General features: G+C 58.2%; 19 protein-coding genes. 15 read left to right on the plus strand and 4 right to left on the minus strand.

Translation table 11 applies throughout. From position 1 onward, the window contains the following. Nucleotides 1-3 precede the first annotated feature (3 nt). Complete coding sequence (locus J2Y91_RS10290; protein WP_253538114.1) at nt 4-627, minus strand: response regulator; 624 nt, start codon at nt 625-627, stop codon at nt 4-6. A gap of 383 nt (nt 628-1,010) precedes the next feature. On the opposite strand from J2Y91_RS10290, the gene J2Y91_RS10295 reads away from it, so the two are divergent. From J2Y91_RS10295 to J2Y91_RS10335, 9 genes are all read left to right on the plus strand, one after another. Next, nucleotides 1,011-4,145 (plus strand): autotransporter outer membrane beta-barrel domain-containing protein, encoded by a 3,135-nt coding sequence (locus J2Y91_RS10295; protein WP_133624900.1) that lies wholly within the window; start codon nt 1,011-1,013, stop codon nt 4,143-4,145. Nucleotides 4,146-4,293: 148 nt separating this feature from the next. After that, nucleotides 4,294-4,998, plus strand: coding sequence for a DUF1120 domain-containing protein (locus J2Y91_RS10300; RefSeq protein WP_253538117.1), 705 nt, complete (start codon nt 4,294-4,296; stop codon nt 4,996-4,998). A 147-nt stretch (nt 4,999-5,145) separates the two neighbouring features. Next, nucleotides 5,146-5,460 carry a hypothetical protein gene (locus J2Y91_RS10305; protein WP_133624898.1) on the plus strand — a complete coding sequence of 105 codons (315 nt, stop codon included), beginning with the start codon at nt 5,146-5,148 and terminating at the stop codon, nt 5,458-5,460. A gap of 261 nt (nt 5,461-5,721) precedes the next feature. Beyond that, entirely contained in the window at nt 5,722-6,426 is a 705-nt protein-coding gene (locus tag J2Y91_RS10310) for a DUF1120 domain-containing protein (RefSeq protein WP_253538121.1), read from the plus strand. Between the two features lie 264 nt (nt 6,427-6,690). Further along, on the plus strand, nt 6,691-7,392 hold the full coding sequence (locus tag J2Y91_RS10315) for a DUF1120 domain-containing protein (RefSeq protein WP_253538124.1): 702 nt from the start codon (nt 6,691-6,693) through the stop codon (nt 7,390-7,392). A 260-nt stretch (nt 7,393-7,652) separates the two neighbouring features. After that, complete coding sequence (locus J2Y91_RS10320; RefSeq protein WP_253538142.1) at nt 7,653-10,055, plus strand: fimbria/pilus outer membrane usher protein; 2,403 nt, start codon at nt 7,653-7,655, stop codon at nt 10,053-10,055. A 193-nt stretch (nt 10,056-10,248) separates the two neighbouring features. Then, nucleotides 10,249-10,938: a DUF1120 domain-containing protein gene (locus J2Y91_RS10325; RefSeq protein ID WP_133624896.1), complete on the plus strand. Its 690-nt coding sequence runs from the start codon at nt 10,249-10,251 to the stop codon at nt 10,936-10,938. 308 nt (nt 10,939-11,246) lie between these two features. Further along, nucleotides 11,247-11,951, plus strand: a complete 705-nt coding sequence (locus tag J2Y91_RS10330; RefSeq protein ID WP_413449714.1) for a fimbria/pilus chaperone family protein — start codon at nt 11,247-11,249, stop codon at nt 11,949-11,951. A 51-nt stretch (nt 11,952-12,002) separates the two neighbouring features. Then, on the plus strand, nt 12,003-12,590 hold the full coding sequence (locus J2Y91_RS10335) for a DUF1120 domain-containing protein (protein ID WP_133624895.1): 588 nt from the start codon (nt 12,003-12,005) through the stop codon (nt 12,588-12,590). A 69-nt stretch (nt 12,591-12,659) separates the two neighbouring features. On the opposite strand, the gene J2Y91_RS10340 is transcribed toward J2Y91_RS10335, so the two are convergent. Further along, nucleotides 12,660-13,163, minus strand: coding sequence for a M48 metallopeptidase family protein (locus J2Y91_RS10340; protein ID WP_133624894.1), 504 nt, complete (start codon nt 13,161-13,163; stop codon nt 12,660-12,662). 82 nt (nt 13,164-13,245) lie between these two features. On the opposite strand from J2Y91_RS10340, the gene rlmG reads away from it, so the two are divergent. Beyond that, nucleotides 13,246-14,373, plus strand: coding sequence for a 23S rRNA (guanine(1835)-N(2))-methyltransferase RlmG (gene rlmG / locus J2Y91_RS10345; protein WP_133624893.1), 1,128 nt, complete (start codon nt 13,246-13,248; stop codon nt 14,371-14,373). A gap of 91 nt (nt 14,374-14,464) precedes the next feature. On the opposite strand, the gene J2Y91_RS10350 is transcribed toward rlmG, so the two are convergent. After that, nucleotides 14,465-15,178 (minus strand): purine nucleoside phosphorylase YfiH/LACC1 family protein, encoded by a 714-nt coding sequence (locus tag J2Y91_RS10350; RefSeq protein WP_133624892.1) that lies wholly within the window; start codon nt 15,176-15,178, stop codon nt 14,465-14,467. 212 nt (nt 15,179-15,390) lie between these two features. Between J2Y91_RS10350 and J2Y91_RS10355 the strand changes: the two genes are divergently transcribed. The 3 genes from J2Y91_RS10355 to J2Y91_RS10365 all read left to right on the plus strand — a co-directional run bounded on the left by J2Y91_RS10355 (nt 15,391) and on the right by J2Y91_RS10365 (nt 16,761). Then, nucleotides 15,391-15,672 (plus strand): toxin-antitoxin system TumE family protein, encoded by a 282-nt coding sequence (locus J2Y91_RS10355; protein ID WP_133624891.1) that lies wholly within the window; start codon nt 15,391-15,393, stop codon nt 15,670-15,672. A gap of 4 nt (nt 15,673-15,676) precedes the next feature. Next, on the plus strand, nt 15,677-16,027 hold the full coding sequence (locus J2Y91_RS10360) for an HVO_A0114 family putative DNA-binding protein (protein ID WP_133624890.1): 351 nt from the start codon (nt 15,677-15,679) through the stop codon (nt 16,025-16,027). A gap of 296 nt (nt 16,028-16,323) precedes the next feature. Further along, nucleotides 16,324-16,761, plus strand: coding sequence for a VOC family protein (locus J2Y91_RS10365; protein ID WP_133624889.1), 438 nt, complete (start codon nt 16,324-16,326; stop codon nt 16,759-16,761). Between the two features lie 315 nt (nt 16,762-17,076). Here the strand turns inward: J2Y91_RS10365 and J2Y91_RS10370 are convergent, their stop codons facing one another. Further along, nucleotides 17,077-19,086: an oxidoreductase gene (locus J2Y91_RS10370; protein ID WP_133624888.1), complete on the minus strand. Its 2,010-nt coding sequence runs from the start codon at nt 19,084-19,086 to the stop codon at nt 17,077-17,079. Between the two features lie 243 nt (nt 19,087-19,329). Between J2Y91_RS10370 and idnD the strand changes: the two genes are divergently transcribed. Next, nucleotides 19,330-20,361 carry an L-idonate 5-dehydrogenase gene (idnD, locus tag J2Y91_RS10375; protein ID WP_133624887.1) on the plus strand — a complete coding sequence of 344 codons (1,032 nt, stop codon included), beginning with the start codon at nt 19,330-19,332 and terminating at the stop codon, nt 20,359-20,361. Between the two features lie 9 nt (nt 20,362-20,370). Beyond that, nucleotides 20,371-21,135 carry a gluconate 5-dehydrogenase gene (idnO, locus tag J2Y91_RS10380; RefSeq protein WP_048917422.1) on the plus strand — a complete coding sequence of 255 codons (765 nt, stop codon included), beginning with the start codon at nt 20,371-20,373 and terminating at the stop codon, nt 21,133-21,135. Nucleotides 21,136-21,143 lie beyond the last annotated feature (8 nt).

Raw genomic sequence — 21,143 nt, forward strand, 5'->3', positions numbered from 1 at the left:
GGATTAATCCAGATGGTTGCGCCGGGCGAAATCAATTAATGCCAGATTAGATTCTAGCTCCAGTTTGGTCATTACCCGGGTTTTATAGGTACTGACGGTTTTGTTACTGATGTGCATGCGCTGCGAGATATCAATGACTTTCATCCCCTGGGCCAGATAGCGCAGAACCTGCAATTCACGGCTGGAGAGCGCTTTCAACGACTCCGTTTCCTGTTCAGGATGGGCAATATTGCCGCCGTTTTTACGCTTCAGCGGGAAGTAGCCGTAGCCGCGCATTACGGCTTTTACCGCATCGCTCAGCTCTTCCAGATTATTTTTCTTGCTGACAAAGCCGTCGGCGCCGATGCTCATGCAGCGGCTGAGATAGTGCTCATCATCGCGTGAGGTCAGGACCAGCAGACCCCCTTTGAAGCCGCTGGCGCGCAGCTTTTCAATCACTTCTATTCCGCTCAGTGAAGGGATGTCGAGATCGACAATCACCATATCCGGTTCAAGCTGGCGCACCATCTGTAATGCCTTTAGTCCGTCATCCGCCTCGCCGACCACCGTGTGCTGATCTTTTTCTAACAGCATCCTGATCGCCAGACGTGCGACGGGATGATCGTCAATCATCAAAATGTTAGCCATTACAACGCCTCATAAATAAATGTCCTTCCCGAATACTGTCATAATAATTACAAACTGTAAAAGTGATTTAATATAAAAATACAGAATTATCTTATTCAATGTAGTCCACGCTGAAATGGATGACAAAATAAGTAAAAAGGCCTGCGTAACTGCTGTTTCTATCTGATGTTAATTGTTTTTTCATGGCCCTACTATTCGCGACCTATATCAGTTAAATCATCATCTTATGGTTTGGTTTGACTGTCTTTGCGTTATTAAACTTTAGATTATGAGATTCGACGTTATTAATTAGCGCCTTAAGCGAGGTTTTTCTATTTCTTGCTGAGAGCGTCAGGCAATTTCATTTTTAATTGTGATAGCGCGTATCTGTCCAGGAACATACGATGAGCCAACGATTTACCCCTTCCGTGCTATCTCAGTGCTGTCTGCTGGCGCTGGCGTCCGGCACATTTTCTCCCGCGCATGCGGGCTATAGCGTTACCGACGGTTCGACGCTGCTGGTCAGCAGCGGTTATACCACCAGCAGCGCAGGCGATTATCCGCTGTTAGCCAGCGGGACAGGAAGCCTGCTGCAAACCAGCGTGCCGCTCACCTTCCGCACCTCCGGCAATAATCTGTTCGCCGCCCGCATCCTTGACGGCGGCGCGATGGCGCTGAACGGTGCCACTCTGAGCACCAATGGGCTGCAGGCGAACGGGCTCGACGTTACCGCTGCGCTGGCCACGCTGCGCGGCGGTCTGATCGCCACCAGCGGCGTGAACAGTAGCGCCATCGCCGTGCGCGGTGACAGCCAGCTAACGCTGGCGGATTTGGCGCTGGTCACCAACGGCAGCCAGAGCAGTGGCATCGATATGCGCGGCGGAACGCTACAAGCGGATAGCGTCAGCCTGGTGGTGAACGGCAGCAGTGCCAGCGGAATTGCACTTGGCAGCGGCATATTTTCAACGCACGTTGACGCGGTACTGAATGACGTCAGCGTCCTGATGCAGGGCACGGGAACGCAGGCGGCGATTGAGGTAGGAAATGCGCAGCTGAATGGCGATCGCGTGACGATCAATGCCCTGGATCAGCACCGTGGGGTGGAAATCTACAACCCGGAAAATAGCCGCGGCGAAGTCACGCTCAGTCACAGCACAATCGCCAGCGAAAGCGGTGATGCGGTCTACCTGCTGAACGGCGATATCACCCTGAACAACAGTCAGCTGAACAGCGGCAGCGGTATCGGCGTTAACGTAAATAAAAATGCCAGCGCCACGCTGAGCCAGACGTCGGTGACCACCCGCGGTAACGGTGCCGATGCGATGTGGATTGCCGAGGCAAATTCACGCGCGCAGATCGCCGATTCCGTGCTCAGCACCACGGGCAGTGCTGCCACGGCACTGAACGCGCAGTACGGCCCGGCAACCATCACCAACAGCGAGCTGAAAACCAGCGGCAGCGGCAGCCACGGTATTTACACCCAGAGTCAGGTCGATGCCGATGGCGTCACCATTACCACCGCTGGCGGCTCCGGTATGGGCGTGTTTGCCGCGATGGGCGGGCAGGTCAACATCAGCAACAGCGCCATTAACACGGCGGGTGAGCTGGCGGCCGGGCTGCTGGCTTATCCAGGATCGCGCATTGTCGGCGATCGGCTGAGCGTGACGACCACCGGCGATAACGCCTTCGCCCTCTGGACGCGCTCCGGCGAGCTGGATATCAGTAACAGCACCCTGACCACCGAGGGGAATGCAGCAGGTCTGTACATCAGCAGCAACAGTCTGGGCGATGCCAGTACGGTCAGCCTCGATAACAGCACCCTGACCAGCCAGGCCGCCAGCGGCATCCAGGCTGTGGGTGCGCAGGGAGAGCTGGCGCTGAGTAAGGGCACCACCGTAACTGGCGGCAACGGCGTGCTGCTGCAATCCAGCGCGGGCAGCATCCTGGCCGTTACCGCCGACAGTCAGGTGACGCTGAACGGCGATGTCAATGTCGCTGCCGGTGACCAGGTCACGCTGGCGATGAGCAATGATTCCACGCTAACCGGCGCGGTGCAGAACCTGCAGACCCTGACGCTGGATAACAGCGTGTGGAATCTCACCGGGGATTCGCTCGTCGGCGCATTGGCCAATAGCGGTACGGTAAACTTCGTCAGCGATGACGCGGGCTACCATACCCTTAACCTCAGCGCGCTGAGCGGCAGCGGTCAGTTTGTGATGAACACCGATATTGCCGGCTTGCAGGGCGACCTGATCAACATTTCCGGCGACGCCAGCGGCGCGCACCGCATCAGCGTGCGCGACAGCGGGCGCGAGCCGGCCGACAGCAGCGGCGTACTGCCGCTGGTGCATACCGCGGGCGGCAGCGCGCTCTTCACCCTGAATAACGGGGTGGTGGATGCCGGGGTGTATCAATATGAAATGCAGCATCGCGGCGACGACTGGGTATTGGCAGCGAAACCCACCGAAACTGGCCCGGGTACGGACTCACCGGATATCGACCTGCCGCCACCACCGGTGGATGACCCCGATAGCGGACTGCCGGTTAAACCGGTAGTGCCCGTTAAACCGGTGGTGCCTGTTGAACCGGTGGTGCCCGTCGCACCGGTTGTGCCGCTCAACCCGGCGCTGACGCCGGCGGCCCGCAGCGTGCTGGCCCTGACCAATGTGCTACCCGTGGCGGCGGATGCTGAACTGAGTACTCAGCGTACCCGCGCCGGGGAGATCCGCAGCGGTCAGCAGCAGGGCGGTGCCTGGCTGCGCGCCCTGGGCGGTGAATATCGCCAGGACGGCAGCCGGGGGACGGATGCGCAGCTGCAGCAGAGCGGCATGATGATCGGCGTGGACAGTGCGCGCGAAGTGGGGGAGAGCACCTCACTGGTTGGCCTGTTTACCGGCGTCAGCCATAACAACGTGAAGTACAGCGTGGGCGGTAGCGGCAAGATCGACAGCTACTTTATCGGTGCCTATAACACCTGGCTGCTGAATGATGGCTGGTTTGTCGATGCGGTGGCAAAAGCCAACAACTTCAGCGTCAGCAACCGCGTGACGATGAGCGGCGGCGAGCAGAGCAAAGGCGGGTTCAGCACGCCGGGCTTCACGCTGTCGCTGGAAGCGGGCCGCCATATCGCACTGAACGACGGCTGGTTTATCGAACCGTCGGCGCTGGTGGCAGGTAGCTGGATCAAAGGGCAGAACTGGCAGATGGATAACGGTATGCAGGTGAAAAATGGCCAGATGTCATCACAGCAGGGCGAGCTGAAAGCCGTGGCAGGGCGCTCCGTCACGCTGGCGAATGGCGTGCAGCTGCAGCCGTGGCTCCAGCTGGCGGCCATCAACGAATTTGCCTCGGGCGATGATATTGATCTTAACGGCCACGCTTTCCGCAATGACAGAAGCGGTCTGCGCGGCGAAGCCGGAGTTGGCATGGCGGCGCAGGTTAACCGCGATCTGCAGATTTACAGCGAAGCCACCCGGGCTAAAGGCAAAAACAGCGAACAACCGTGGGGGGCCAGCCTCGGCGTGCGCTGGAGCTGGTAAGCCATCCCCTGTCGCGCCCTACAAAATGCAGGACATGGACTACAGGTATGGCCTGCAAATCCGATGGAGGGTAAAGACGCTGCGGCAGATAATGGCCGCAGCTAAATTTCCTGCTTATTTGCTTAACCCTTAACTTCTGGACTCTGTAATGAAAACTTCAATCACCGCTATTACCCTGCTGGCATTGAGCCACGGGGCGCTCGCCGCAGACAGCGTCGATGTACGCGTAGTCGGCACCATCGTTCCCGCCGCCTGTACTCCCTCTTTCCCGTCTGGTGCAGTGGTGGACTATGGCACGATTAAGGCCAGCAGCCTGAATCAGACCAGCTACACCGTATTGAACGAAAAAGCGGTGGAGTTTGCGATTACCTGCGAAGCGCCAACTAAAGTGTCCCTGCGTGCGATTAACGGCCGCCCAAATACCACGGCAGATTCGAATGATACGTCGTACGGCTTTGCGCCAATGCCGATGGGGATCACGCTGCTGGGTAAAACCTTCCCATCGGGTACTGCCGGGCTGGGGCTGGACGGTGCGACGCGTATCGGTGGCTATGCCATGATGATCAACAACAGCAGCTTTACGGCAGACGGTGTTGCCGTCAACGCTATCCGCCGCCCGTTTGCAAACGCGCCAACCACCTGGGCCGCCTCTGACGGCACGCTGTTCTCGATTTCACCGAGCGATGTGACGCCGGTCAGCTGGGCCGCCGCCGGGCAGTTAACGCCGGTCGCTTTTACCACCTTAACGGGCCAGCTGCGCGTACAGGGCTTCCTGAATAAGGTTTCGGCGCTGGACGTGTCAAAACCGATTCATCTTGATGGTTTAACCACGCTGGAAGTTAACTATCTGTAAGTCTCTATTTTTATAAAAAAAGAGTGTCTGTAGGTGTAGTTTTTCCCGCTCCGGCGGGATTTTTTTTGCCTGTAGTCCTTTAGTTATGGCAAAAAATGGTCGATAGATCCTGAGAGCAACGGTATGATCCCCTCTCAGGAGAACCCCATGAAACTAACTCATCTGGCCTTACTGGCCACCACGCTACTCGTTGCACATGCCACCGTCGCTGCCGATAGCGTCACGCTGCGCGTGACCGGCACCATTGTGCCCGTCGCCTGTTCACCCATGGTCAGCGGGCAGCCCCAGCAGCCCGACCTGAAGATTGACTGCTTCAGGCCGCGCGCGGTGGATATCCGCTGGACGGAAAGCGGTGGCAACAGGCCGATCGCCACCCCGCATCTGTCTCTCTCGCCCAGGACCACCCTGAAGCGCAGCATCGCATCGGGCGGTGCAAGCGAGCTGGAAATTTACTATCTCTGATAACCCTGCGGGCTGACCGAACAAAAGGATCGGCCCCTTTTCCTGCACTCTCGCCTGACCTGTAGGCTGACGCCTACAAATCCCCATCCCCGGCCTTCAGAGCCCTGGCTGTACTCTCATTCAGAACATTCCGTAGTCCTGCCACAATGATTTCACTGAGCAGCGAGACAAAAAATGCCGGCAGGGTTAACACCAGCGGCAGAGATTGTTCCTCGACTGGCCGTCAGCGTGAACTCAAACTTAACTATTGGAATACCTGTCATGATGAAGAAAACTGTTGTTGCCCTGGCCCTGCTGGCCACTACCGCGTCTGCTTTTGCTGCCGACAGCGTTGATGTGCGCGTTATCGGTACTATCGTGCCTGCGGCCTGTACCCCGGCCCTGACCGGCGGCGGCGTGGTGGATTACGGCACCATTAAAGCCGACACCATCAGCGCGACCGACTACACCGTGCTGCCAGAGAAGCAGATCAGCTTTGCGATTACCTGTGATGCACCGGCCAAAGTAGCGCTGATCGCCAGCAATGGCCGCACAGGCTCACTGGCAGGCGTCCCTGAGACAGCTCACGGAGCGGGTCGTAGCCCGGTTAACCTGTTTGGTCTGTCAGCCGTTGGCGCTGCGGGTTTGGGTATGGAAGGTACATCGCAAGTTGGTGGCTACGGCGTGCGTATTGACAGCAGCACGGTGACTGCTGACGGAGTGGCGGTTGACAGTCTGCGCGCCGACCGCGACCCGGGCCATGCTGACTCACCATGGGTTAAAGATAGCTATTCAGGGATCGTTTATTCTCCAAACTATCAGCGCCTGACTACCTGGGCTGCAACCGGTACCACCACGCCAGTAGCCTTTACCGCACTGAGCGGCCAGCTGGGCGTGCAGGCTTATATCAACAAAGGTTCCGAGCTGGACCTGAGCAAGCCGGTGCATCTCGATGGCCTGACCACCATCACTCTGTACTACATGTAATTCCCCGGTATTACAGAATCAGCCGCTCCTTCGGGGGCGGTTTTTTTTGCCTGGAATATGGCTGTAGTCCGCACCCTACAGATCTTCATCCCTGGCCTTCATCAGACCGGCTGCACTCTCATTCAGAACATTCCGTAGTCCTGCCACAATGATTTCACTGAGCAGCGAGACAGAAAATGCCGGAAGGGTTAACACCAGCGGCAACGATTGTTCCTCGTCTGACCGTCAGCGTGAACTTAAACTTAACTTATTGGAATACCTGTCATGATGAAGAAAACTGTTGTTGCCCTGGCCCTGCTGGCTACCACCTCTACTGCTTTTGCTGCCGACAGCGTTGATGTGCGCGTTATCGGCACTATCGTGCCTACGGCCTGTACTCCGGCCCTGACCGGCGGCGGCGTGGTCGATTACGGCACCATTAAAGCGGATACCATCAGCGCGACCAACTACACCGTGCTGCCAGAGAAGCAGGTTGGCTTCTCCATTACCTGTGATGCACCGGCAAAAGTGGCGCTGATTGCCAGCAATGGCCGCGTGGGTTCTCTCGCCGGGGCGACTGAGACCAGTTATGGTGCGGGTGAAGCACCGATGAGCCTGTTCGGACTGTTTAACGTAGGCGCTGCTGGCCTGGGTATGGATGGCAGCAGCAAAATTGGCGGCTACGGCGTACGTATTGATAACACTACCGTGACCGCTGATGGCGTGGCGGTTGACAGCCTGCGTGCGGATAACAATGCCGGTACTACCAGTGCATGGGTCAAAGATGCTTACGCAGGTCTGGCTTACTCCCCTTACTTCCAGCGTATGACTACCTGGGCTGCTGCAGGGACTTCAACGCCGGTTGCCTTTACCGCACTGTCCGGCCAGCTTGGCGTGCAGGCTTATATCAACAAAGGATCCCAGTTGGATCTCAGCAAGCCGATTCACCTCGATGGCCTGACTACCATCACCCTGTACTACATGTAATTGATTGCCGAATGGCTGAACAGCCGCTCCTTCGGGAGCGGTTTTTTTTGCCTTGAAGATGGCTGTAGTCCGCGCCCTACAGATCTTCATCCCTGGCCTTCAGCGGACCGCCCCCCCTCTCATTCAGAATATTCCGTAGTCCTGTCAGACTTATTTCATCGGACAGCGCAAGGCATTTGGCCTGCTCTGGCTCAAAACCTGAACAACAGATTCAGGCTTAACCCCTTAATCTCATTGAACTTACACGTCGAGTCGAAATAATGAAACTGTCTCATTCACTGCCTGAGCGCACGCTGTTCCGCTTTTCACTTATCAGCCTGCTGGTGCTGGCTAACCTGATCGCGCCGCCCGCGCTGATGGCGGCTGAAGAGACCCAGTTTGACCTTGAAGCGCTGAAGTCCCGCGGGATTGACCCGCGCATTGCGGAAACCTTTAAAAAGGCACCGCGCTTTAATACTGGCGAAACCACGGTCGCGCTGACGGTCAACGGCAAGGGGCGTGGCAAGGTGAAAGTGCAGTTCGACCAGCAGGGGCAGCTGTGTGCGGATGCGGCCTTTATGCGCGCAGCCGGGCTGAATACACCGGGCAAGGCCGCCGACTGCTATGACCTGAAGGCGCTGTGGCCGCAGACCGAACTGCAGCTGAGCCCGGAAGATGAGAGCATCACGCTGGTGCTCCCGGCCGAAGCCATCAATATGGACGCCAGCCAGAACACCGAGTGGAGCCACGGCGGCGTTGCCGGGCTGCTGAACTACGACGCGCAGTATCTGACCTCAACCGGCAGCGGTAGCAGCCTGAATTTCTACCAGGTCAACAGCGAAGCGGGCTTTAACGCCGGTGACTGGATCTTCCGCAGCCGCCAGTCGCTGACGCACTTCAACAATAGCGACAGCCTGCAACATCAGAACGCCTACGCGCAGCGCACCTTTAAGGAGTCTAAGCGCGTATTGCAGGTCGGGCAGATTGGCCTTGGCAACTCGCTGTTCGGCGCAGGTCAGGTGCTGGGCTTCCAGATGTTTCCGGAGCAGGCATTGCAGGGCGGCGGGCGCGGTATTGGCCTGGTGGAAGGTATTGCCGACAGCCAGTCGGTGGTGGAAGTTCGTCAGTCTGGCGTGCTGGTGCACAGCACCACCGTGCCTTCCGGCCCCTTTTCCCTACAGGGCTTTCAGCTGCTGAATACCCGCAGCGATCTGGAAGTGACGGTCACCGGCACCGGCGGTGAGAAACGCCAGTTTACCGTGCCGGCGGCGGCCTTTCTGCTGAACGGCAACCGCATCGCGCCGGGGTTCACTTTTGGTGCCGGGCAGCTGGACCAGCAGGGCAGCGCGCAGTCGCCGCTGCTGGCCACGGCAGCAAAGGGCTGGCAGCTGACGCCGGGCTGGATGCTTAACAGCGGCATCCTGGCGTCGTCACCGTATCAGGCTGGCGCAATCGGCACCGATATTCAGCCGTTTAATGACACCCTGCTGAATGTGCAGGCGACGGCAGCGCGTGACAGCGAGCACGGTAATCAGGGGGTGTCGCTCTCCTCCAGCCTGAGCCATAACCTGACCGAGCGCCTCAGCACCAGCTTTAACGTCTCGAAACAGAGCAGCGGCTACCGCGAACTGAGCGATGCCGTCTCGCGCGAGCCGCAGGATATCAATCGCAGCAGCAGCCAGTATGGCCTCGGCCTGGGATGGTCCGGGCAGAACGTCGGCAGTTTCAACCTCTCATACTCGCAGGCGCAGACTTTCGGCAGCGGTAATATCAGCTACGTGCGCGGTGGCTGGAGCAAAGCCTTTGGCCGCACCTATGTCGGTGCCAGCCTGGAGCGCAGCAGCGGGGGATATTACGGATCGGAAGACCGTTTCTACCTCACCCTGAGCGTGCCGCTGGGCGATCGCAGCATCAGCAGCTGGGTTAACGGCAGTAAGAACGGTAACCGCGCCGGGGTGCGCTACAGCGAGCGTCTGAGTCAGGATCGCAATTACAGTCTCTCCACCGAACATGACAACGGCAGCAAGCGGACTTCGACCACCGGCAACTTCGACATGGTGACGCCGGTCAGCCAGCTGAGCGCCGGCGTCAGCCGCGACAGCGACGGCTATACCAGCTGGTCAGGGCGCGCCAGCGGTGCGGCGGTGGTGCACAACCACGGCGTAACGCTGTCGCCGTATAAGGTCGGCGATACATTCGGCATTGCCAAAATCGGCGAAGAGAAGGGCGTGCGGGTTGAAACCCCGGCCGGACCCACCTGGACCGACGGGCGCGGCTACGCGGTGATCCCGCGCATCACCAGCTACAGCAAATCCTCGGTGCAGGTGGATACCCGCAGCCTGGGTAAGAACGTCGATATCAATAACGCCCTTTACGAGACCGAAGCGGCGCGCGGCTCCGTCAGCTACATCGACTTTGGCGTGGTGCGTAGCCGCCGCGTACTGATCGACGTGAAGGACGCGGCAGGGAAACCTCTGCAGCAGGGCGCCAGCGTGTTCGCCGCAGATAACAGCTTTGTCTCCGTGGTGACGGATAAAAGCGCGGTGTTTATTAACGACGCCGCCGACGGCCAGCAGTTCAGCATCGAACGCCAGGGGCAGAGCGACTGCCGCTTTACCCTCAAACTGGCGGAAAAGCCTGCTAACCCGGGCCTGTATGAAGAGGCCAGCGCGGTGTGTCGTTAATTGGCTGTAGGCCAATGCTGACAAAATCAGAGGTGAGGCCTGCACTTCCGGGTAGGGGGGCTGATATCCCTGCACACCCTACTGGATAATAATCTGCTCAGGTAGCGTCAGCCACAGTGCGGCTAGCGCCAGAAGATTCACCGCCTCATACTAGGAGAGCGGTGGTAAATAATGTTCTAAGGAATTGTTAAAAATGAAAAAAACCGTTATTGCTCTGCTGCTGGCCGCTTCTGCCACTTCTGCTTTTGCCGCTGACAGCGTAGACGTCAGGGTTATTGGCACGATTGTCCCTGCGGCCTGTGTTCCAACGCTGCCAGGCGGCGCCGTGGTGGATTACGGCACCATCAAAGCCGACTCCATCAGCAAAACGGCTTATACCGTGCTGCCGGAAAAGATGATCGACTTCACCATCCAGTGTGATGCACCGGCGAAGGTGGCAGTCCATGCAATTAACGGGCGTAAAGGCTCTCTGGCTGGTGTGACGGAGAATGTAGAGGGCGGAGCTGTCGCCCCTGTTGCGTTGTTCGGCAGTGCCAGCACCGTAGCCGTGGGCCTGGGCATGCAGGGTGCAAGCAAAGTGGGCGGCTATGGTATTCGCATTGTTGGCGCCACCGCGACCGCCGATGGCGTGCCGGTCAGCACGCTGGTGAAACCTGTGACTGCCACCAGCTGGGCAATCTCCGCTGCTGGCGGCATGCTGTATGACGCAACCTGGAGCCGTGTAGTGAGCTGGGGAGCGGTGGGTAGCAAAGTCCCGGTAGCCTTCACCGTGTTCTCCGGCCAGCTGTCAGTACAGGCTTATATCAATAAAGGCTCCGCGCTGGATCTGACTCAGCCGGTACACCTTGACGGCTTGAGCACGCTGGAAATGTATTACCTGTAATCCTGAAGCCCTGCCTCACTATAGCGCCCAAATTCGGGCGCTTTTTGCATTTCAGTCCCCGTCATATCACGCGTAGTCCTCAGCCTACAAATTCCCATCCCAGGCCTTCAGCTGTAAGCCGCCGCTCTCATATTGCTCACTCCCTCAACCTGTCAAACTCTCTTCATCGGCACAGGGATGGGTCGAAAGGGAATAGTTCAACACCTGACAGCAAGGACGCTGTCACCTCCAAAGCGGAGGATAAGCCGGGCAGAAAGACCCAGGCACCCGAAACCTTAATTGATTTATAAACACGTCGAGAACCCAACATGAAACTGAACAAAATGACCTCTTTACTGGCCGCAGGCGCACTCTCTCTGTCCCTGTTTTCTTCCCTGGCGCTGGCGACCGGCATGATCCCGGAAACCTCGGTGGTTATCGTGGAAGAGTCCGATGGCGAAGGTGCCATCAACGTAAAAAACAGCGATGGCTTCCCGGTGCTGCTGATGACGTCGCTGGAAAATATCAAAGAAGATAACGAATCCCTGCTGACGATTACGCCGCCCGCCGCCCGTGTCGAAGCCGGGAAATCGCAGCGCGTGCGTTTTATTCTGACCAGCAAAACGCCGCTGAAGACCGAACGCCTGAAGCGGGTGATTTTCGAAGGCGTCCCGCCGAAAGAGAAAGGCAAAAACGAAGTGCGCATGACCGTGCGTCAGAACCTGCCGGTGCTGATCCGTCCTGCGGGCCTCGCACGCGATGAAGCGCCGTGGAAGCAGCTGAAGTGGTCAACGCAGGGCGGTAAGCTGGTGGTCACTAACCCATCGCCTTACGTGGTGCGCATGGGCTCCAGCGTGCAGACCCTGCCGGACAACAGTCAGTGGAACATGACCAACAGCTATGTGCTGCCGGGGCAGACCATTACCCTGAGCAATGATAAGAATAAGTCCGTTAGCGGCAGCAAGCAGGTGCGTATTTCTCCGGCCACCACCTGGGGCTTTACGGTACAGAGCTACGACGCAGCCCTGAACTAATCCTCTCCTGACGCTGCCGCCTGCAAACGCTGGCGGCAGCAGGATACCGCGATGAAAAAATTTACCCTGCTACTGCTTCTTCTCAATGCTGCGGTTTATGCGGCGCCCCCAACGATGCCCGGCAACCCGTCTGAAATGCCGCTGTCGATCCCCACTGACAGCCGCTGCACCCTGAGTGCCGGGGGGGGCCAGGCTGATTTTGGCTCCCTGTCGCGCTGGCAGCTGCAGCCCGCCGCAGAGGGAGGCGATCGCTTATCGCTCGGTAAGCGGATGGTGAACGTTAGCGTCACCTGTCCCTTCTCCCAGACGATGAAGCTGATGATTAACGGTGACAGCGCCCTGAACGGTGGTTTTCGCTACGGTCAGAACGGCGAGCTGCGGGTAGTGGTGAAAGAGGCACGGCTCGACGGTCAGCCGGTACAGATTAAAATGCAGCCCGCAGGGCGCGCCGAACAGCCGGGTAGCCTGGCACTGAAAGCCAACGGGCTGCTGGCGTTTGTCAGCCCGGGTGGGGCAGCGATAAAGGGCAAAAGCCTGATGCTGCAGCTGGAAGCTGAACCGCTGCTGCGCGAAGCGGATGCCCGCGTGGCATCACGACAGAATCTCGAAAGTGGTTTTTCAATAAACCTGTCCGATTGAAGTACTTAAACCGGTTTGTCGCGCGCGATAACCGGCTTTTCCCCCCGCGACGTGCGGGGTTTTTTTTCACTATCCTTCACGCCCTTCCATCGCCTGCGCCGTCAGCCACAGGCGCGTATCAAACTCCAGCTGGTGATATTGCGGTTCCATATGGCAGCAGAGCTGATAAAACGCTTTGTTGTGATCCTTCTCTTTGATGTGCGCCAGCTCGTGTACCACAATCATACGCAGGAATGCTTCCGGCGCCTGTTTGAAAATGGTCGCCACGCGGATCTCGGCTTTGGCCTTCAGCTTACCGCCCTGCACGCGTGAGATGGCGGTATGCAGCCCCAGCGCGTGCTTCATCACTTTGATCTTACTGTCGTACAGCACTTTATTCAGCGGCGGGGCATTGCGCAGCGCCTGATTCTTGAGATCCAGCGCGTAGTCATACAGCGCTTTATCGCTGGTGATGCCGTGCGTGGACGGATAACGCTGGTTGATCACCTCGCCTAAACGCTGCTGTTCGATCAGCGTGCGCACCTGTGACAGCAGGGATTCAGGGTAACCTTGCAGGTAAATCAGTGACGACATGCGAACTCCATTAAAGAAAAACGTTTACTGCGCGCCCGTTTTAGGGGATAAAACGCGGAAATTTTACCACTAAGGTGATCCCATGAGCCAACTTGAACTGAGCAACCGCACGCTGACGCTGCATCGATTTCCACAAATGCGCGAAGAGAGCCCGTTGCAGGCCTGGGATGCGGCCGACGAATATCTGCTGCGCCATCTTGATGATGCCCCGGTCAACGGCCCGACGCTGATCTTTAACGATACCTTCGGCGCGCTGGGCTGTGCGCTGGCGGGCGAGGGCGTGTACAGCATCAGTGATTCCTGGCTGAACCAGCAGGCGACGCGGCAGAACCTGGCGCTCAACGGGCTGGATGAGGGCGGCGTGCAGCTGCTGGACAGCCTGGCGCCACTGCCGGCCGCCCCGGCTCGCGTACTGCTGAAAGTGCCAAAAACCCTCGCATTACTGGAACAGCAGCTGCGTGCGCTGCGCGCGGTCGTGACCCCGCAGACCCAGATTATCGCCGCCGGTAAAGCGAAAGATATCCACACCTCGACCCTGCAGCTGTTTGAAAAAGTGCTCGGCCCGACTACCACCTCGCTGGCGTGGAAAAAAGCGCGTCTGATTTACGGCACCTTCACAAAACCAGCACTGGCAGAGAGTGACGTGATTGCGCGCTGGCAGCTGGACGGCACCGACTATCAGATCGGCAACCACGCCAACGTCTTCTCGCGCGGCGGGCTGGACGTGGGCGCGCGCTTCTTCCTGCAGCATCTGCCGTCCGATCTGGAAGGGGAGATTGTTGACCTCGGCTGCGGCAATGGGGTGATAGGCCTGATGGCGCTGCAGCAGAATCCGCTGGCGCAGCTGCACTTCGTCGATGAGTCTTACATGGCGGTGGCCTCCAGCCGTATGAACATTGAAGCCAACCGCCCGCAGGATCTGGCGCGCAGCGAGTTCCGCGTCAATAACTCGCTGGCCGGCTTCCCGTCCGATCGCCTGCATGCGGTGCTGTGCAACCCGCCGTTCCACCAGCAGAGCGCGGTCACCGACCATATCGCCTGGCAGATGCTGCGCGATGCGCGCCGCTGCCTGCAGGACGGCGGCGAGCTGCGCATCGTCGGCAACCGCCACCTCGATAACTACCACAAAATGAAAAAGCTGTTTGGTAACTGCACCACCGTCGCCAGCAACCAGAAATTTGTGGTGCTGCGCTCGGTGAAGATGCCGTAACTAGAGGAGTGCGGGTCGACCGAAAAAAAGGTCGACCCCTACGAAAATTTCGCACCAACCGTAGTGGCGAGGCATGCCTCGCCCGCTGTTATCACCGCTTCGCAATCCACGAGAAGCGCTGCTCATATCCGTGCTGGCAATGGCTGTTGCGGCGGTAGCTGGCTTTCTCCTCCGCCATGCAGTAGGTACAAATCCCCGCCTGATCAATCTGCGCCTGCGGCACGCCCGCCCGTCGCGCAATCCTGTGCGCCAGCAGCGGCAAATCAAACCACACTCCCCCCGTCGTGCCCTGCGCCTGCGCGCGCTGCGCCAGCGGATTGTTGACCGCCTGCGCCGACCACGGCAGCATTTCGGCCAGCTGCTGCGGGTCATCCTGCTGCGCATGGTCAATCACATCCTGCCCCAGCTCATAGCAGCACGGCCCAATCGCCGGGCCGATGGCGATATACAGGCTATCCGGCGTCGCCCCGCGTGTGCATAAGGCCTGGATCGCATTAATCAGCACGCCGCTCAGCACCCCTTTTAACCCACCGTGTACCGCCGCCACCTGCTGCTGGCGCGTATCGGCCAGCAAGATCGGCAGGCAGTCGGCGGTATATACCGCCAGCGGATTTGACCCGCTGCCAATTAACCCGTCCGCATCCTGGCTTTTGACCGGCAGGGCCTCAACATCGCGGATCACGCGCGCGCTGTGGCGCTGCTGGTTGTAGATCGTCCCTTGCGGCGGGCGCTCCCCGGCGGGCAGAAACGCGTGGTCGAGCCAGTCAATACGGGAAAGCAGCGGTGAGCGATAAGGGGAGGGCATGGTGAATTCCTCAAAGCGGGAAAGAGCTCGATGCTACCAGAAAAGCGGGCGGAAACCATGGCGACAAAATGACAGCAAACTGTTGTAGGGGCGGACCCTCTTTTTCGGTCCGCCCGCAAGATGCTAAGGTGCTCTAATTTTGTTGTAATGTTTTACAACACCCTGCAGTGTTGGTATTATTTACAACACCTGAAAGTGGAAAGGATATCCCAATGGTCGCAAAGCAGTTAATCAGAATCCGTCAATTTATTGATGATAACGCGCTTGTTGAAATTGTTGTCTGGGAAGTCGCTCCTCCCGTTAGGGCGAGCCAGCATGGTTATAAGTACCGCCTCGCTTATGTTGTCGATGGACAATGCGTACTGCGCTATGACAACGAAGCTGGCAAGGGCGATCACAAACATATCGGCAGTGATGAGGTCGGCATCTCTTTTGAAAGCCTTGAGGGGTTGCTCTCGGCTTTTTGGGATGACGTAAACAACTTCAAGGGGTAATGCCATGAGAACATTAACGATTAATATTTCCACCATTGAAGAGACTCAGCGCCGTACGCTGGCAGCAATCAAAGGCGACGTGAAAGCGCGTGGCGATTTCCTCTCTTTCACCAGCTGGGACTTGTTGCACAAAGTGCTTACGCCAAAATGCATGAACATCCTCAATGCCATGACAGGCGAGGGCAACTTGTCGGTCAGAGAGGTCGCACGACGCGTCGGCAGAGATATTAAGGGCGTGCATACCGACGTGAAGAAGCTGCTTAGCCACGGTGTCATTGAACATGGCCCCGATGGAATTCAGTTCCCGTTTGATGAGATACGTTTCGATTTTTCTCTGGGGCACGCAGCGGCGTAGCGGCGGACCCTCTTTTTCGGTACGCCCGTCTCACCATTAAGAACGTCATCTCCTATTTCGTTCAGGAGGTGAACTCTCACTGCTTGCTACATCGTTGCCCATTGCGAAGCATCGAGGCTGGAATCTTGATAGGAAATAATTAAATCTGACAGTCCGCAATGAGCGAGATATAGTCATTCGCAATTTATCGATAAAAGATGCAGGCTTGTAAAACGGTCGCGCATTGATCGTGTAGAAATAAAGCAGTTTTTCTATATAGTTGGATGATGAACATTCAAAACTCAGCAGGTAATTGCATGATCTTAAGTGTTAATCACGTTGGTTTTTCAGTTAAAAACATTGAAGACTCATTATTATTTTGGACTCGGATTCTTGGAGGTAAATTATTACGTGAAGGAAAAATGTCTGGACCTATAATCGATGAGGTAACAGGTGCAAGGGGAGCTGATGTACGAATGGCTTTGCTTGAACTGGCTGATATTCAAATTGAATTACTACAATACAATAACATTGAGCAGCCAGAAGAACCTTCAGCGCCCTATATCCCAGGCTACGCTCACCTTGCTTTTATAGTTGAGGATCTTGATACGCTCTTGGGCAAAGTATCGGACTACGGCTGGAAGACGCCGGGTAAACCTCAGACAGTGTTGTCAGGCCCCATGCAGGGAACCAGAGTAATATATTTACAAAGCCCTGATGGTCAGACGCTTGAATTGATGGAACGCAGTCAATGAGGCCCACATATTATGACCTGTTATCCTCTAATTAAAACAGTGATGTTTGCAAAGTCCGCTCCAGGGCACTGAGCAGACCATCAGAACAGATTTCGTCTTATTGGGTCTGGTCACTGGTGAAAATATACTATGTTTATCCCCCCACTTCCGCCACTGCCACGGGGTGACCGGAAAAAGGTCACCCGCTATAAACTGCCGCCAACCTCATTCACAGCGGGCGCCCGATTTGAGGGGCAGGGATGCAGCCTTTGTCGGTCCGGCGTGCTCAATGTTGCCCCGCAGCAGACACAAATATTCCCGGCAACGAGGAACAAATTAAATCCCCAGCCCCAGCCTGGTGCCCTGGGCAATTGCCCGCCTGGCATCCAGCTCCTCGGCGACATCGGCGCCGCCGATAATATGCGGTTGCTTCCCCTGCGCCATCAGCGCATCGGCTAAACGGCGGTTGGGCTCCTGACCGGCGCAGATCACCACGTTATCGACTGCCAGCCGCTGCGGTTCGCCGTCGCGCAGAATATGCAGCCCGTCATTATCAATACGCAGATACTGCACGCCGCCCCACATCTGCACACCGTGCATTTGCAGGCTGGCGCGGTGGATCCAGCCGGTGGTTTTTGCCAGCCCGGCGCCCGGCTTGCCGGGTTTACGCTGCAGCAGCCAGATCTGCCTTTGGCTATGCGGCAGTACCGGGCGCGTCAGGCCGCCGGGCTGCTGCAGGCTGCGGTCAATGCCCCACTGCTGGCAAAATGCGGCGATATCCAGCGCGGTCTGCTCGCCGCTGGCGGCCAGGTACTCCGCCGTATCAAAGCCGATGCCGCCCGCGCCAATAATCGCCACGCGCGGCCCGACCGGTCTTTTATCGCGGATCACGTCGAGATAGCTCAATACCGAAGGGTGATCGATGCCGGGGATCTGCGGGGTGCGCGGCACGATCCCGCTCGCCAGCACCACCTCATCAAACCCGGCCAGATCGTCAGCGCTGGCAGGGTGATCCAGCCGCTGGACAACATGATGCAGCGCCAGCTGGCGGCGATAGTAGCGCAGCGTCTCGCTGAACTCCTCTTTACCGGGGATCTGACGCGCAATATTGAACTGGCCGCCAACCTGCGGGCTGGCATCAAACAGCGTCACCCGGTGGCCGCGCTGCGCGGCGTTAACTGCAAACGCCAGCCCGGCAGGCCCGGCACCGACCACGGCAATGCGTTTGATCTGCTGCGCGGGCGTCATCACCAGCTCGGTCTCGTGGCAGGCGCGTGGATTCACCAGGCAGGAGGTCAGCTTGCCGACGAAAATCTGATCGAGGCAGGCCTGGTTACAGCCAATGCAGGTGTTGATCTCATCGCTTCGCCCCTGCTGCGCTTTCAGCACAAACTCCGCGTCGGCAAGAAACGGCCGCGCCATCGACACCATATCAGCGCAGCCCTCGTCCAGCAGCGCCTGCGCCACGTCCGGGTGATTAATGCGGTTGGTGGTAATCAGCGGGATGCGCAGATGCTGCTTCAGCGTCTGCGTTACCCAGCCAAACGCCGCGCGCGGCACCGAAGTGGCGATGGTCGGAATGCGCGCCTCGTGCCAGCCAATGCCGGTGTTGATCAGCGTCGCACCGGCCTGTTCCACCGCTTTGGCCAGGCGGATGGTCTGCTCGAGGGTGCTGCCCTGTTCCACCAGGTCGAGCATCGACAGGCGGAAGATAATAATAAACGCCTCACCGACGGCGGCGCGCACCGCCCGCAGGATCGCCAGCGCCAGCCGCTGACGGCGGGCTTCATCGCCGCCCCATTGGTCGTCGCGCTGGTTGGTACGCGCCACCAGGAACTGGTTAATCAGATAGCCTTCGGAGGCCATAATTTCCACGCCGTCATAGCCCGCCTGCTGCGCCAGCCGCGCACAGCGGGCGTAATCGGCGATCAGCTGGACAATGTCATCATGGCTTAACGCGCGCGGTGTAAACGGGTTAATCGGCGCCTGCAGTGCGGAAGGGGCGACCAGCGCGGGCTGATAGCTGTAGCGCCCGGCGTGCAGGATCTGCATGGCGATTTTGCCACCCGCCTGATGCACCGCGTCGGTAACTTCGCGGTGATGCGGCAGCTGCGACGCGTCATTGAGCACCGAAGCGCCTCTGCTCACCACCCCCTCCGGCGAGGGGGCGATGCCGCCGGTAACAATCAGTGCCACCCCGGCACGGGCGCGCTCGGCATAAAAAGCGGCCAGCCGCGCCGCGCCATCCGGGTGCTCTTCCAGCCCGGTATGCATCGAACCCATCAGAAAACGGTTTTTAAGCTGGGTGAATCCCAGGTCGAGGGGGGCAAACAGTGAGACGCTCATCGTCAGCGATTCCTGAAGTGGTCGGATGAGTTCTACTGTAGCGGTGATATGAGCGTGACGAAAGTGCAGTTATTGGCTTTGTGATGCGCGCCACTGATTCCCGCTACCCTGAAAGAGCTACCTGCTTCACGTTATGCGTAACATGGGTTTAGTAACATGAATTTTGGTGATCTGATTCACAGTTTTACAAGTTAAACATCTGTCTGATAGGCAGCTGAACTGATACGCATTTAGAGGTACGTCATGAGCACCATCACGCAATCCTGCATGATTAACGGTAAACAACAGGTTGAAGTCATCAGCCAGCAGGTCAACTACCAGGGCGAAGGCACGCTGGTGCGCATCACGCGCGGCGGCATCTGCGGTTCCGATCTGCACTACTACCAGCACGGTAAAGTCGGCAGTTTTGCGGTGAAGATGCCGATGATCCTCGGCCACGAAGTGATCGGCCAGGTGGTGAAAAGCGATAACCCGGCGCTAACAGAGGGGCAGAAAGTGGCGGTTAACCCGTCGAAGCCTTGCGGCTCCTGCAAGTATTGCCTGGCGGATGAAGATAACCAGTGCACCACCATGCGCTTCTTCGGCAGCGCGATGTATACCCCGCACGTGGACGGCGGCTTTACCCAGTACAAAGTGGTCGACAGCGCGCAGTGCATCCCCTACGACAACGCCGCCGACGACACCATTATGGTGTTCGCAGAACCGCTGGCGGTGTGCATTCACGCGGCCAACCAGGGCGGCGCGCTGAAAGGCAAAAAAGTGTTTATCTCCGGCGTGGGTCCGATTGGCTGCCTGATTGCCGCCGCGGCGAAAGCCAAAGGCGCGGCGGAAGTGGTCTGTGCCGACGTCAGCGAGCGCTCGCTGGAGATGGCAACCGCCATGGGCGCGACCCGCACTATTCATGCCGCAGACGGCGATTTTGCGCCCTACCTGGCGGATAAGGGCTATTTTGACGTGTCGTTTGAGGCCTCCGGCCATCCCTCCTCGCTGACCCGCTGCCTGGAAGTCACCCGCGCCAAAGGCACGCTGGTGCAGGTCGGTATGGGCGGCGACGTACCGGGCTTCCCGATCATGATGCTGATCGCCAAAGAGATTAATCTGGTCGGCTCTTTCCGCTTCACCACCGAGTTCAATACGGCGGTTGAGTGGCTCGGCAACGGCACGGTTAACCCGCTGCCGCTGTTTAGCGGTGCCTATGACTACCAGAATATCGATGCGGCGCTGCAGTTTGCCGGTGACAAGAGCAAAGCCGCCAAAGTGCAGCTAACTTTCTAAGGGATGACCATGACCACACTTTTCTCGCTGGAAAACAAACGCGTGCTGATCACCGGTTCCGCTCGCGGCATCGGCTTTCTGATGGCGAAAGGCCTGTGCGAAGCCGGGGCAGAGGTGATTATCAACGCCACCACCCAGCAGGGCGCAGAGAGAGCCGCCGCCGAGCTGCAACAGCAGGGCTTTAAAGCCCACGCGGTGGCCTTTAACGTCACCCAGTCCGCCGAAGTGAACGCGGCGGTAGCGAAGATTGAGAGCGAAATAGGCCCGATTGACGTGCTGGTGAATAACGCCGGGATCCAGCGCCGCCGCCCGTTCCTCGAATTCCCGGAGCAGGACTGGAACGAGGTGATTGCGGTCAACCAGACGGCGGTGTTCCTGGTCTCGCAGGCGGTAGCCCGCCAGATGGTCACGCGCCAGAAAGGTAAAATTATCAACATCGGCTCAATGCAGAGCGAGCTGGGGCGCGACACCATTACCCCGTATGCCGCGTCGAAAGGGGCGGTCACCATGCTGACGCGCGGCATGTGCGTGGAGCTGGCGCGCCACAATATTCAGGTCAACGGCATTGCCCCGGGCTATTTCAAAACCGAAATGACCCAGGCACTGGCGGATGATGAAGCCTTCACCTCCTGGCTGTGCAAGCGCACCCCGGCGGCGCGCTGGGGGAACCCGGAGGAGTTGATCGGGGCGGCGGTGTTCCTGGCATCGAAAGCCTCTGATTTTGTGAACGGCCACTTACTTTTTGTCGATGGTGGCATGCGAGTGGCGGTGTAACAGCTACA

The sequence above is a fragment of the Erwinia aphidicola genome, assembly GCF_024169515.1.
Taxonomy (GTDB): Bacteria; Pseudomonadota; Gammaproteobacteria; order Enterobacterales; family Enterobacteriaceae; genus Erwinia; species Erwinia aphidicola.